Raw genomic sequence first — 14,866 nt, forward strand, 5'->3', positions numbered from 1 at the left:
ATATTTAACTTAATTCGTATATTAATAAATCATCAATAAATGAATTATCTATTAATAAACTTTTCGCCTAATTCGATATCTTTCTTCAAAACATCCAGCATGTTATTCAATGCTTTCTGTTCGAAGTCACTCAATTTACCAATATCTAAACGTTCTTCGATACCATTTTTACCTAAGCGAACAGGCTGTGCAAAGAAACGGGCATATTTGCCATCACCTTCGACATAGCTGCACTCAACAACATGGCTTTCGCCTTGCAAGCCACGGATCAGCGACAGCCCCAAACGAGCCGCTGCTTGTCCCATAGACAGTGTTGCAGAGCCGCCACCCGCTTTCGCTTCAACAACCTCAGTACCCGCATTCTGGATACGCTTGGTCAATGCTTCAACTTCTTCATCAGTGAAGCTAACACCAGGAATTTGCGACAACAGAGGCAGGATAGTCACACCAGAGTGCCCACCAATAACAGGAACTTCTATTTCTTCTACTTTCTTACCTTTCAGTTCAGCAACAAAGGTGTTGGAGCGAATGATATCCAGAGTTGTGACACCAAACAGGCGGTTCTTATCGTACACCCCTTCTTTTTTCAGTACCTCAGCGGCGATTGCTACCGTGGTATTGACTGGGTTGGTAATAATTCCAATTAATGCTTTTGGACAAGTTTTAGCAACCTGCTGAACCAGATTACGAATGATGCCCGCATTGATATTGAACAAATCGGAACGATCCATACCAGGTTTACGCGCCACACCTGCAGAAATTAATACGACATCTGCACCTACCAGTGCAGGAGTTGCATCTTCACCAGCAAAACCAGCGACTTTGACTTCCGTTGGGATATGGCTCAGATCGGTTGCCACGCCTGGAGTCACCGGAGCAATGTCATACAAGGAAAGTTCTGAACCTGAAGGAAGCTGGGTCTTGAGTAGAAGGGCAAGTGCCTGACCAATACCACCGGCTGCACCGAGAACTGCAACTTTCATCCTGATACTCCTTAAATTAAGTACTGTAAATACGATCTATTTGTATACACTATGTATTAAAACACCATGCATTAAAAACAATCTGTTAACAGCCAGATTATCCACTTAATAGCCTGATGATGGAACACCAAAGTCGTTTTATTCTAAACAAAATGCTTATCTGTTAATGAGATAACGGACACTTTTTCAAGAATTATTTCAGCCGTATTCCTCATCAATTAACGGATTACCTTACTCTTCCCTTTCAGGCCAAACAATCCCCAAACATCACCATTTAATTAACAATACATTTACTCTGTTTAATTCACTATGCTCTGTATGTTGGTTTATTCTTCCTCTTTCTTGAATAAAAATGCACTCTTTCGCATAATATCCGCCTGATAACGGATTCAACGATGGTGAAATATGCGTGTTCCTTCGAAACAGGAAGATTTGGTAAAAGCTTTCAAGGCATTATTGAAAGAAGAAAAATTCAGCTCTCAAGGCGAAATTGTTTCGGCACTTCAAGAGCAAGGGTTTGAAAATATCAACCAATCTAAAGTTTCCAGAATGCTGACGAAATTTGGTGCTGTCCGAACCCGTAATGCAAAAATGGAAATGGTTTACTGCTTACCCGCAGAATTGGGTGTTCCTACTGCCACCAGCCCATTAAAAAATCTGGTATTAGATGTCGATTATAATCACAGCATTGTCGTCATACGAACCAGCCCTGGCGCAGCACAACTCATTGCCCGACTATTAGATTCATTGGGAAAAGCAGAAGGGATCCTTGGCAGCATCGCAGGGGATGACACTATTTTTTCCACCCCAGCGCAAAACTTTACGACAAAACAACTTTACGAAGCAATTCTCCACCTGTTTGAACAGGAGCTTTAATCTTGTGGGTCGGTCTGCCGTATGACAATCTACTCAAAATATGCGTATGGCAGACCTAGCTATAAGAAAATATTGACTAAACCACGTTGGTTTTTTGCGCTAATGCAGCCAGTAGTTTTTCGTGAATACCACCAAATCCACCATTACTCATCAGCAGAATATGGTCACCGGACTGTGCCGTTTCTACTATCATCCTAACTAAAGTATCAATATCCGCACTCCAACGGGCAGGCTGGACGCACTGTTCAGCAATTTCAACAACCTGCCACGGAATATTGGTGGGTTGATAGAGGAAAACTTCATCGGCGCGTCCCAAAGAAGGAGCAATGTCATTTTTGCTCATGCCCATTTTCATGGTATTCGAACGCGGTTCCAGCACAGCAAGAATGCGAGCCACACCACCCACTTTACTTCTCAATGCTTCCAGTGTGGCTAAGATAGCCGTTGGATGATGGGCAAAATCATCATACACTGAAATACCATTAACTTCGCCGCGCAATTCAAGGCGACGACGGGCATTAATAAATTTGCCAAGTGCCTGACAGGCATCCGCAGGTTGAACGCCGACATGATGAGCTGCCGCAATTGCGATCAAACCATTATGCATATTGTGTTCACCGACTAATGACCACTTCACCTCCCCAACCTGCTCACCCTGATGGAAGACCTGATAGTGGCTGCTATCCTGGCTGGCTTTCTTCGCCTGCCAGTGACCACTTTCTCCGATCTGTTCTAATTCACTCCAGTATCCCATTGAGAGCACTTGCTTCAAATTAATATCATTATCAGGAACAATGATTTTACCGGTACTCGGCACAACCCTGACGAGATGGTGGAACTGTTTTTGAATCGCGCCCAAATTTTCGAAAATGTCGGCATGATCAAACTCAAGATTGTTCATGACCAATGTACGGGGGCTGTAATGGACAAATTTCGAACGCTTATCAAAGAAAGCACTGTCGTATTCATCCGCTTCAATCACAAAAAATGGACTTTCACCAATGTGTGCTGAAACGTCAAAATTCCCTGGCACGCCACCGATCAGAAACCCTGGTTTATAGCCACACTCTGCCAATATCCAGGTTACCATACCTGCTGTCGTTGTTTTGCCGTGAGTTCCCGCGACTGCCAATACCCAACGCTCCGGCAATATATGATCATGCAGCCATTGCGGGCCAGAGGTATAAGGAATGCCACGATCTAGAACGGCTTCTACGCAGGGATTGCCACGTGTCATGGCATTACCAATGATCACCATATCTGGAGCAGGATCAAGCTGTGCCGGATCGTACCCCTGGATCAGCGCAATGCCCTGTTTTTCCAGCAAAGTGCTCATTGGGGGATAGACATTGGCATCAGAGCCGGTCACTTCATGTCCCTGTGCCCGAGCGAGGATCGCCAACCCACCCATGAAAGTACCGCAAATGCCAAGAATATGAATACGCATTTATTTCTACCTGATTCATGAACTGTATCACTATTCTACCCCTCAAATCAGAGATTAAAAATGCAATAGCCTATGAATCATCAGATTCTTTAGCTAAACTGCCCGCGCCTAAGTGCGGCACATAAGTGCGACACATCAGTGAAGCACATTTCCTAAAAACATAACCAATTCAAGGCTTTGTCATGAAAACATTGGGCGAATTCATCGTCGAAAAGCAGCAAGATTTTCCGCATGCTACAGGTGAACTGACTGCACTACTGTCTGCCATCAAGTTAGGTGCCAAAATTATCCATAGGGATATCAATAAAGCCGGTCTGGTGGATATTTTAGGCACAAGTGGCGTATCTAATGTTCAGGGTGAAGTCCAGATGAAACTGGATTTGTATGCCAATGAAAAACTCAAGGCAGCACTGAAAGCACGCGGCGAAGTTGCAGGCATTGCTTCCGAAGAGGAAGACGACATCGTTATTTTTGATGGCGACCGAGCAGAAAATGCGAAGTATGTTGTTTTGATGGACCCACTGGATGGTTCTTCGAATATTGATGTAAACGTTTCCGTCGGGACTATTTTCTCAATTTATCACCGAATTACCCCGATCGGCCAGCCTGTCACCGAAGAGGATTTCCTGCAACCCGGTAATCGTCAGGTTGCAGCCGGTTATGTGGTTTATGGTTCATCCACAATGCTGGTTTACACGACTGGCTGTGGTGTCCATACTTTTACTTATGATCCTTCCCTTGGTGTATTCTGTCTGACCCATGAAAAAGTCCAATTCCCGGAAAAGGGCAATATGTACTCTATCAATGAAGGAAACTACATCAAGTTTCCGATGGGTGTGAAAAAATACATCAAATATTGTCAGGAACAAGACGAAGCAACCCAGCGCCCTTATACAACTCGTTATATCGGTTCTCTGGTTGCTGATTTCCACCGCAATTTGTTAAAAGGCGGTATTTATATCTACCCAAGTACGGCAAGCCATCCAACGGGTAAACTCCGCTTACTTTATGAATGCAACCCAATCGCATTCCTGGCTGAACAAGCCGGAGGCAAAGCCAGCGATGGCACAAACCGTATTCTGGATATCGTGCCAAATAAGCTGCACCAACGCGTACCTTTTTTTGTCGGCACCAAATCTATGGTAGAAAAAGCCGAAAGTTTTATGGCCGAATTTCCTGAACAATAAGCAGTATGATTAAGCCATAATTTAAAGAGGTGGGTTGCCACCTCTTATTCCATTTATTTTTCACTCCGTAGTTTTTTTCATTTCAACGACTCTCACCTTACAATCCAATAATCATATACACGCATATTGAAGTTAGATTGGTATATTCCTCCTGATACCTCATCGTCATTCCTGAAAAAAACTCTCTTTTGCATGAAAAATAACACCCAATTTCAGCATAAATAAAGCGATAACTTTGAGTTATCTACTGATAATCATTTTTCATTACGCATAACAACAAAAGCTTTCCTAATGTATGTAGGTATGGGAAATATTATCTTTTTTATATTAATGAGATAGCTATACCCAATAAAACCAAAATTTGGAACATCAAAGGTGTAATGCTAAAGCGCTGGCGACAGCCCATATTTTATGAGGAATTCATATATGGACTCGTATATAAATCATAAGGTTTTTCGGCTTTCTATTATCATGTATTCGCTTTTTTTACCCTTTACTCCTATGAGTGCGCTTTCAGCGGGTGAAAAGATTCAAGAGAATAGAATACCTTTACAAGAGTCAGAAAATGAAAGGTACGCCAATCAGGCGCGGAATAAGCAAGCTATTCTTGATGCGGAAGCCGGTGTCATCGCACAAAATATCCACAAGATGAGTAATATTTTATCCTCTTCCCCATCACAATTAACCGAGCAAGCAAAATCCTACGCTCTGGGGAAAATCAATGGTGCAATATCCACAGAAACACAAAAGTGGTTATCCAGATTTGGTACAGGCAGGATTAATCTCTCCATCGATAAAAAAGGAAAACTGGATAGCAGCGCTTTGGATTTGCTGTTACCTCTCTATGACAATAAAGCGGATTGGCTATTTTTCTCTCAGGTAGGTTATCGCCGTCACGATAGCCGCAATACCCTAAACCTTGGTCTTGGTGGACGTTATTTCACGCCTGATTGGATGTATGGCTTAAATACTTTCTTTGACAATGATTTTACGGGACAGCATCAACGGTTAGGTGTTGGGGGAGAAATCTGGACTGATTATGTTAAATTATCGGCCAATACTTACTGGCGCGTGAGCAAATGGCGTGATTCTCCCAAAGAACTGGACTATGAAGAACGACCAGCTAACGGCTACGATATTAATGGTGAATTTTTCTTACCCGCCTATCCAAACCTTGGTGGTAAGTTGAGTTATGAACAATACTTTGGCGATAACGTCGCCCTATTTAATCGGAAAACCAGGCAGAAAAACCCTAATCTTGCCCGTATTGGCCTGAATTATACCCCGATTCCACTGATGACAATGGGCGTGGATTATAAGTTCGGCAGCAGTGGACACAGTGAAGGGCTCTTCCTGGCCAATTTAAATTACCATTTTGGTATACCTTTTGCTGATCAGATTTCACCAAGTCATGTTGCAGCTATGCGCACACTGATGGGTAGCCGTTATGATCTGGTGACAAGAAACAACAACATCGTATTGGATTACAGGAAAAAGCCTGTGTTCAGCCTGGTCTTGCCAAATACCTTAAACGGATACAGTACCCAACATGTCCAAATCACGCCGAATATTACCGCTGAGGACAAACTGAAAAAATTATCATGGCAGGCTAACGAAGAATTCCGTAAAAACGGGGGAACTATCATCCCTCATGGCAAATCTGTTGAACTGGACTTGCCGAAATATTCTGTTAAGGGGATAAACAGCTATACCCTGTCTGCGACTTCTGAAATAACGGGCAGCAACAAGCCCATGACATCTTATATGAATGTGGTTGTTGAACCTTTTGCCATTAAAGAGCAAAGCATCAAACCCAGTGGCACAGGCCCTGTAATTTCCAATGGCAAACCGGCTTATGATCTGGCAGCAACCATCACCTATGGCAATAAAAACAATCCGCCGATTACAAACCAGGCAATACCGAAAGTGCAATGGAGCCTCGAGCCAGCAGATAAACATGCAACATTAGTCTGGGACTCAGCAGGCATGACCAATGATGCCGGCCAGTTAACTGCAACGTTGAGCAGCACTCAGCCACTAGATCCGAAAACAAAGATTTATCTGTCAATGGATGAGCAACCCAAATTGGAGATAAAAGGCGACAAGCCACTGAATTTCACCAATCTTGGTGATGCCATTCTAGCCAAAAATTTTGTATTTGAGCAAAAAGCGCCTTATGAGGCCATGGAACACAAGCCAATCACTGTGACTGCGGCTGTGTTCGATCTCAATGGCAACCCAATCAATAAAAAAATAGACATGAACTTACAATGGAGCGTCGAACCTACTGATATACCAGGATTATCTGTTAAGCCCGCTCCCGGCTATGAGAACTCATCTGATCAGGATGGTAATATTAAAGCGATTGTGACCAGTACCCAAAGCGCGAAAGGTGTTAAAGTTGGGGTATTGATTAATGAGCAACGTCAAAGCTTCTCTGAACCATTCGATTTTGTCACACCAAAAAGCCTGAAGTTTGCATTCGGTGTAATATCGCAGTCACCTACAGGGCCATTAACTGCTAATGGAAAGGAACGCTATACTTATAAGGTGCCAGTTATCGACGTAGACAGCAAACTTCCTCTGAAGAATCAATCTCTTGGTAAACTGGCAGTGGAACTATTGAGTGCTGAACAGCAAAATTATGTATTCCCAGACAAAACTAAGATTGAGTTTCCTGCAAATCCAATCACCGATGCTGAAGGTTATGTGACTCTCTCGATGACAAGCCAAGTCGCTATGGATGGTCTTTATTTTACCCTGTCCCCAGATCCATCCAGTGGCAATGAGGCAGATAGCATACAATCCGAACCGGTAAATTTCGATCCTATTCCGGTGCCGGTGGGGATTTTTATGGGTACGAAAGTTTCAAATAACAAGAAATATATTCAGGAGCAGGGAAGGCCGTATAACGTCCATGGAGATCTCGTAATTCAATTGACGCAAGATGGAAAAAACAATTTGTTTACGGACTATAACTTCCCTGATGGTGATGGTAACATTATCAGTCCGGTCACCTTCAAATCTTCCAATCCCAAATTGGTGAGCGTAGATACCGATCCAAGCGGTAACGGAAATATCACATTCTCCGAAAAACATTTCTCCAATGAGAGCTGGCCGGTAACAGTGACACTCATCAAAAAGACTGATCAGGGTATCAAGTATGGTTATTACTATACTTTCAACCCACGAAAATACATACTTTTCGCCGATAACGAGCCAACTGTTGATTTGAATATGGCTGATATCTGTCCGCAAGTGCAATGGAATCAAAACCGTCTCAATGGCCAGATAGCACATGATCCGAATGTGTTTGATATAGGAGCAACTCCGCAAACGACCACACCGACTTCACTAAGTTATGAATATGACAAAGAGCATTTCCCTGACTTTGGACTTCAACATCTTAGTCAGAACATAGTGGGGACAACTATATTAAGAACATTTATTCCGGGAGATAAATCCACACAATATACAAAAGTGATGTATGGATATGACTATCTTACCAGAAAAGGTAAAAAGGCAACTGAATATGCATCTAAACAGCCGTCGATACCCATGTGTGTAATACGCGTTGATGGTTATGGCGAAATTCCTTAAATTAAACCACGGTTAATATAAAATAAGCGCAGACTCAATTAGGGTTGGGTCTGTGCTTTTTTATTATGCTTTTAAGCCATGCCAACAACCGAAAAATCCGAGGAATTTTGGCCTGCTTTGGCTATAATACCTCGCACTCCATTTTGGTTTAAAATTGAAGGAAACCGTTTTATGAGCCTGAATAATGTACCGGCTGGCAAAGAGCTACCTGAAGATATTTATGTCATCATTGAGATCCCAGCGAATGCAGATCCTATCAAATATGAAGTAGACAAAGAGTCTGGTGCCCTGTTTGTAGACCGTTTCATGTCAAGTGCAATGTTCTACCCATGTAACTACGGCTACATCAACAATACCCTGTCTCTCGATGGTGATCCCGTTGACGTATTGGTGCCAACACCATACCCATTGCAGCCAGGTTCTGTTATCCGCTGCCGTCCGGTTGGTGTCCTGAAAATGACTGACGAATCCGGTGAAGACGCAAAACTGGTCGCTGTTCCTCATACCAAACTGAGCAAAGAATATGATCACATCAAAGATGTGAACGATCTGCCAGAACTGCTGCGTGCCCAAATCACTCACTTCTTCGAGCACTACAAAGATCTGGAAAAAGGTAAGTGGGTCAAAGTTGATGGCTGGGATAATGTTGAAGCCGCTAAGGCCGAGATCCTGTCTTCTTTCGAACGCGCTACGAAAAAATAATCCTGACAGGTAGTTACAAAAAAACCTCTGTCCCGATTAAGGGCAGAGGTTTTGTTTACCTCTAATTTACTCTTCTTCGTGGCGTTTCAACCAGTCACCACAGGTTATCCGATGCAATCCGTCAACAGGCAATTTATAGAGGTAGATCCATGCCTTACCATACGGTGTTTCAATCAGTTCCCTTTCATACTCCTGAGCGTTTTTTTTCAACTCATCCAATTCTGTCAGGATGGATGGTGTAATACGATAAACTTCACATTCGATTGTTCCTTCACCACGGATAACCGCCGGATAGTGCCCCAGATCATAAATTTCATAACCATCTAATCTGTGTTCTCCCAACAATTGGGCATCCGTCATCCAGTGATGATTGCCTTGTTTTCGCCTCAGGCTACCATAAACAATAACTCGCATCTTTAAAACTCAAACTCATAGAGCAGATCTAAAGCCTGATCAATACCAGATACCGCTTCCAGATACAATCTTGGCATCACGCGATAACGCAACGTCAATGTCGCTAAAGAGTCAAAAATACCCACCCCATACTTCACTTGTAAGTCATTGGTAATTCTGCCACTGACAACCACCTGAGATTTATCACCAACTCCTTGGGTATCCAAAGCCAAATCAGAGACACCGAAAGTTTCCCCAATCTTACCGACTAATTGACTACTCTGAGCAATCCCTAATCCAATCAGCATGGCCGCCATCTGCGAGTTGTCAGAATCCCCTTTTTCTAACCCTTCGCCACGTAACAAGTAAGACAAAGCTTCCTGTTGGGATTTTACCGGATCAGAAAAAACTTCCACTTTCGGTTTATCTGCCAATCCAGTAACACGTACACCCGCGATAACTTTGTTCGCTGTCGATTCTGGATTACGGATAGCTTCAATGTTCAACAATGGCTGATCTGGCGGGCCAGAGAACATAATGGTTCCCTTACGCACTTGCAAATCTTGCCCATAAGCATGGAAATTCCCTTCCGGAATATCAATCTGACCATTCAGCCCCAGCCCCTGTTTATCCTGAATGACTTTCAAATTTCCTTTAAGCTGCGCCTTCAAACCAAATGCACTCAGGTGTACATCATCGCCAATATGAACATTTAAATTACTTTGAATCAAAATAGGTGATTTTTTCTTCTCGATTGGCTGGAGGTTATTATCCAGCATCACTTCATCCGCAGAAACACCTACCGCTGATTCCGGTAACTCCTGAACGGTAATACGTGCCCACGGGATATCTACATTACCGTCAAGTTTCAACAGATTTGGTTTTGCCTCCAGCACCAAATTTGGACTGATATCCACCTTCACCATCGGTGGAACCGTGACACGTAACTGGTCACCATCGGCTGTCACTCTGGCGTACCAGGCATTCAGGTTGCGCCAGTCAGCATAACCATTTAGATTGAGTTGCCCTTTGGGTGTTCTAATCATGCCATGCATATCAGAGCTGGCACCGGCAAAGTGAACGGCTAACTGGCCTTGAGTGATATCGAATGGCAGCCAATGACTGCTCAGTTGCAGGGCATCAGCGTTAAGTTGACCAAATAGCAGCGGATCTCTGGCATTACCACCAATACGTAAATTGGCACTTAATCCCCCTTCCGCTTTTTCGCCTTTACCTAAAATGGGTTTAACCAAGCCTAAAGAAAGTGCCTGAATATCGACATTACCCGCTAATTTTCGGCTGCCTTCTAAATCAGCGACCTGCACATCGCCTTTCAATATTCCATTGCCCGCTAACTTGAATAACCATGCCAAATTCGCCTTGCCATCTGCCAGACCTGCATTCAAGGTAAGTGTGTCAAAATTAATCGGTAATGTATTACCTTCCACAACCTGACGAACTTGTACCCCATTCCCTTGGAGAGCCACTTTTGCCTGGGGCAACCCCTGCCCTGCTGTCCATCTGATCTCAGCATTACCATTGAATACGCCTTTAAGTTGAGTGCTTTTATCAAGGAATGGTCGGATCATAGCCAGATCAAAGCGTTCAAGTGCCACTTGAGCATGACCGCTACTCCCCGCTTCAATAGGTTTTGAAAAACAAAGCTGAGCATCGGGATTGAGCCAGCAATGAGGCCCCACGATGGCCTTTTGCTGCAAGTTGAAGTAATCAATGGCTATCGCTTTACTTAAACGCCACTCACCAACCGGTGTATTAAAGTCAGTCTCGTTAATACTGCCTTGCCAGTGCTCCTTTTGACGATCAAAACTGCCATTAAGTGCCAATTGGCCTGATACCGGCGTTCCTTCAATTTTCAGTTGTAAATGATGCTGCTTTTCTGTGCCTTTCGCGTTGAGTGTCAGGTTCCTGATGGTTAAATCCGCCTGCTGCAATTGCCGCACAACAATCGACAACTGCCCCTGGATCTGCTCAGCCGAACGTACATCACCTTTGATAGTGGCACTATCCACGCTTAACTCATCCTGCCAGCGCAACCCACGTGCATTCAAATCTGCCATGACTTGGGGGGCTTGCATATTGCCACGCAGTTTGACTTCACCGGTAATAAAGCCAGCCAAACCCGGCAATAAGCCAGTTAAATGTGGTGCATGAATTTCCCCATCCAGTTTCCACGCCTGATCCGTAAGCTGCCCCTGTACATTGAGCGTATTACGCCCAACGGCAAGATCAAGTTGAGGAATATTCCACTGACCTGCTGCATTACCCGATGCCTTGCCACGCGCTTTGATGACATTCTGCTTCACATGACCATCAAGGGCAATTTCAGGGACCTGGAGCTGCCAGCTTCCTCCATACAGGCTACCACGCACGGCTATTTGCCCGTTGATTTCAGCGGGCCATTCCGGCCACTGTTTGGCCGTATTAATACCATCCAACATTAATTTGGCATTCCAGCTAATGGCCTGACTCCAATCAACCACACCGACAATATCGGCTTTACCCTGCAAGGCCGCCAAACGCAAGCGCGTTAACTTCAGTAATTCTTCATTGCCTTTTGCATCCAACATTAGCGATGCCGGCGGAAGATCATTGCCTTTAATATCCGACCGGAGAGAAAGATCGTAGTGGCTTGCTTGACCATTCAAGCGCAACTTGACGCCATCAAGCTGATATTCTGGCTTGCCTTGCAGCGGCCATTGCAGTTGCTGGCTTTTCAATGTCAGACGTACAGGCAAGTCAGCTTTTGCCAATTCAGTCTGAGCATCCAAACTGGCGGCAACAGGGCCAGAAAGATTCAACGCAAGATTAAGCTGCTGTAATAACGCACCTTTTAGCGTCAAATCGATCTGTTGGCCGGTTAAGTCATCCAGATTGATATGTTTTAAATTATCGACCTTACCCTTAACCTCCAGATTTACAGGCCATTGTTCAGCAAGTTTTGCCGTCCCCTGTATCGCCAATGAGCCTTCCGGTGCCTGCACACTTAATGTTTTTATCTCGACTGCCTGCCTCTGATTACTGGCCTGTAGCCGCAAATCGTTAATCTTGATATCGGTATCACCGGTTAAATGAAGCTGACTGCCGTGGATGCTTTCCAGCGTGATATCAAGCGGAATGGGAATATTGGGTAACTCTGTTAACAGCGGTTGGGCAAATAGCGCTTTCAACGTTTCACCCAGGGATTTTTCCGGTTTAGCCTGCTGGCTAACTTTTTGTGCTGTACCGATTTTTTCAGGTGCACTTTTTGGCAATGCCACTAACAGGTTATTAATTTCCGTCGGTTTTAATATCAGTTGTTTTTCCTGCCACTGAGCTGCCGTTTTAAACTCATCCAACGCAATGGCAATACCATCTACCTGCACATGAATGTTTTTCAAGGAAAGCAAATCCAGTGAAATAGGATACGGTGTTTGCAATTCAGTCAATGGTTCCGATTCAGTCGCAGGTGCCGATGGCGGCAATTCAGCGGTATTCACCGAAACAGTAACACCTTCAGTGGTCAAGGCATTGACACATACCTGGCTGTGTTTCAGGCAGGAAAGCTGGATAGAAAGGCGTAAATTATCCGCATTAACGTTAACACCTGGCATCTGATATTTGACGCCTTTTAACGTTAAATTGCGCCAACCGCCGCTGACACTCGCAATATCCAATCCCGGAACCCAACGTGCCGCACTGTTGATCACAAAATGCAAACCCGTTTGCGTGCCAACCAGCCCAGTAACTGCCACCAATAACAGGCCGACAATCAGCAGGAAAGCAATACTTACCCTTTTTGCCCACTTCATAGTTCAGCCCCTAACCCAATATAAAATTCAATATTGCGACTATCTGGATCTCTGATTGGCGTTGCCAAATCAAACTTTATCGGCCCAACCGGTGAAGCCCAACGCACGCCAATTCCCGCACCGGTTTTAAAATTACTTTTTCTGATGTCATTCACCGCTTCACCGGAATCAACAAACAATGCACTCCACCAGTTACCATAAATATTGTATTGATATTCCAGCGAGCCAACCGCCAATTTTGATGCCCCGATTAACTTACCCCCACTGTCTTTTGGTGAGATTTTCTGGTACTTATAGCCACGAATACTGCGATCCCCCCCGGCAAAGAAGCGCAAATCCGGTGGTACTTTGTCGAATTCACTGGTTTCTATCCAGCCCAAATCTGCCCGTACCACAAAACGGTGATTCTCCCGATACGTTCTTACCCATACGTGATGTGCCTGTAATACCAAAAAATCGACATTGGACTGCCAGGCTGTATCAGAAATATCGATCGAGTAACGCTGGCTATCTCCCCAATAAGGCATCGTGCCACCACGCTGGCGAATACGGCTGAGACTAAATCCCGGATAAAGCAACATGGTGGTATTACTGACTTTAGCCTGGGTAAAGTGGCTAAGACTCCAGCGCAGATTCACGCCGTATTGCCAACCCGTGAAACGATCCCAATTACGGGAAAGATTCAAGGTTGCCGTATCCGAAATAGTGTCGTTAATATCTTTGCGTCGATAACCCGTTTGTAGTTGGTAATATTCTTCCAGTGGGTTGACTTTAAGCGGCATTTTGTAGGATGCGTCAATGACTTGATCGCGTGCAGAAAGATTAAGGCTACTACTCAAACTGTGTCCACGAGAATTCAGCCACGGTTTTTTCCATTTAGCCTGAACACGAGGCCCGACATCCGTTCCATAACCGCCCCCCAATTCAACATAGTTAGCAGAGCGAGGCACTAAGGACGCATTTAATGGCAAGACTTTATCTTTACTCTCACGTCCTGTTTTAAAATCGGGCACAACAACCGCAGAATTGAACCATCCAGTATCAACCAAACGACGGTTAAACTCGGCTAATTGTTCCGAGGTATAGTATTCACCTGATTTGAAAGGAATAAGATTATCCAGGTAGGTTTCACGAATTTGCGATCCGAAGAATGTTACTGGGCCAAAACGATAACGTTGTCCGCTATCAAAATCAAAATCCCATATAGATTCATGCAGATCCTTTGCTACCCCTAATTCACTTTTTTTCATGACAGCATCAAAATAGCCTTTCTTAACCGCCAAATTTGTCAATGAATTTTTAAAATCTTCATATTCACCGTGGTTGAGTATTGTCCCGTCTTTTGGCATATTTTTCTTAATCAGGACGGCATAATCTTGATCTGTTTTCGCACCACCTTCCAAATCAACATTCACTTTAGCGACTCGTACAGGTTCACCAAGCGTAACCTTTGCAGTTAAAACAGGGCGGGTAGGAGGCGTGTTCTCTTGATAGGTGAATTCAACGGTGGAAGCATAATATCCCAATGGACGAAGCCCTTGTCGTATCGCTTTCTCCACCCGAGCACGAAAACGGCCATCAGGAGAAACTTCATCGGTGCTGATATTGGAAAGTTGTACTCTGGCATTTTTTTCTAATTCGCCAGAAAGTCCTTCCAACTTCAATCGTAAGTTTGCACTATAAGCCGATGGAGTGATGATAGAGACAAAAAGCGCACATATGAGGGGATATCGTGACACTCGAACTCCTAATATTTATCTACCTGTTGAATAAAATTCAACAACATAAAAATGCCGCAATGAATTAATTCTGGTAAAGTTTTAATAATATACAAGCAACATATAACCATAAGACTTTGAATATACAGGA

9 protein-coding genes are annotated in these 14,866 nt (G+C 44.0%); 4 read left to right on the top strand and 5 right to left on the bottom strand.

All coding sequences use genetic code 11. From position 1 onward, the window contains the following. Nucleotides 1-44 precede the first annotated feature (44 nt). On the bottom strand, nucleotides 45-983 hold the full coding sequence (mdh, locus tag IQ211_RS05745) for a malate dehydrogenase (protein WP_189758666.1): 939 nt from the start codon (nucleotides 981-983) through the stop codon (nucleotides 45-47). A 405-nt stretch (nucleotides 984-1,388) separates the two neighbouring features. Here mdh and argR point away from each other — a divergent pair, with 405 nt between their 5' ends. Beyond that, nucleotides 1,389-1,859, top strand: coding sequence for a transcriptional regulator ArgR (gene argR / locus IQ211_RS05750; RefSeq protein WP_047766260.1), 471 nt, complete (start codon nucleotides 1,389-1,391; stop codon nucleotides 1,857-1,859). Between the two features lie 76 nt (nucleotides 1,860-1,935). Here argR and mpl read toward each other — a convergent pair whose 3' ends face one another. Next, the gene (gene mpl, locus IQ211_RS05755; protein WP_189758665.1) at nucleotides 1,936-3,306 is read right to left on the bottom strand and encodes a UDP-N-acetylmuramate:L-alanyl-gamma-D-glutamyl-meso-diaminopimelate ligase; all 1,371 of its coding nucleotides are present in this window, start codon (nucleotides 3,304-3,306) and stop codon (nucleotides 1,936-1,938) included. Between the two features lie 182 nt (nucleotides 3,307-3,488). On the opposite strand from mpl, the gene fbp reads away from it, so the two are divergent. The 3 genes from fbp (at nucleotide 3,489) to ppa (ending at nucleotide 8,795) form a co-directional block, all read left to right on the top strand. After that, entirely contained in the window at nucleotides 3,489-4,493 is a 1,005-nt protein-coding gene (fbp, locus tag IQ211_RS05760; protein WP_189758664.1) for a class 1 fructose-bisphosphatase, read from the top strand. Between the two features lie 426 nt (nucleotides 4,494-4,919). Beyond that, nucleotides 4,920-8,093, top strand: coding sequence for an inverse autotransporter beta domain-containing protein (locus IQ211_RS05765; RefSeq protein ID WP_189758663.1), 3,174 nt, complete (start codon nucleotides 4,920-4,922; stop codon nucleotides 8,091-8,093). A 171-nt stretch (nucleotides 8,094-8,264) separates the two neighbouring features. Beyond that, a complete protein-coding gene (gene ppa / locus IQ211_RS05770) occupies nucleotides 8,265-8,795 on the top strand; it encodes an inorganic diphosphatase (protein ID WP_189758662.1) in 531 nt (176 codons plus the stop codon). Nucleotides 8,796-8,861: 66 nt separating this feature from the next. Here the strand turns inward: ppa and IQ211_RS05775 are convergent, their stop codons facing one another. The 3 genes from IQ211_RS05775 to tamA are packed head-to-tail and all read right to left on the bottom strand — an operon-like array spanning nucleotide 8,862 to nucleotide 14,736. Continuing rightward, nucleotides 8,862-9,209 (bottom strand): gamma-glutamylcyclotransferase family protein, encoded by a 348-nt coding sequence (locus tag IQ211_RS05775; RefSeq protein WP_189758661.1) that lies wholly within the window; start codon nucleotides 9,207-9,209, stop codon nucleotides 8,862-8,864. Between the two features lie 2 nt (nucleotides 9,210-9,211). Then, nucleotides 9,212-12,997: an autotransporter assembly complex protein TamB gene (tamB, locus tag IQ211_RS05780; protein ID WP_189758660.1), complete on the bottom strand. Its 3,786-nt coding sequence runs from the start codon at nucleotides 12,995-12,997 to the stop codon at nucleotides 9,212-9,214. Beyond that, complete coding sequence (gene tamA, locus IQ211_RS05785) at nucleotides 12,994-14,736, bottom strand: autotransporter assembly complex protein TamA (protein WP_189758659.1); 1,743 nt, start codon at nucleotides 14,734-14,736, stop codon at nucleotides 12,994-12,996. Before tamA ends, tamB begins: the two co-directional genes overlap by 4 nt. Between the last annotated feature and the right edge of the window lie 130 nt (nucleotides 14,737-14,866).

Source organism: Xenorhabdus griffiniae, from assembly GCF_015163655.1.
Taxonomy (GTDB): Bacteria; Pseudomonadota; Gammaproteobacteria; order Enterobacterales; family Enterobacteriaceae; genus Xenorhabdus; species Xenorhabdus griffiniae.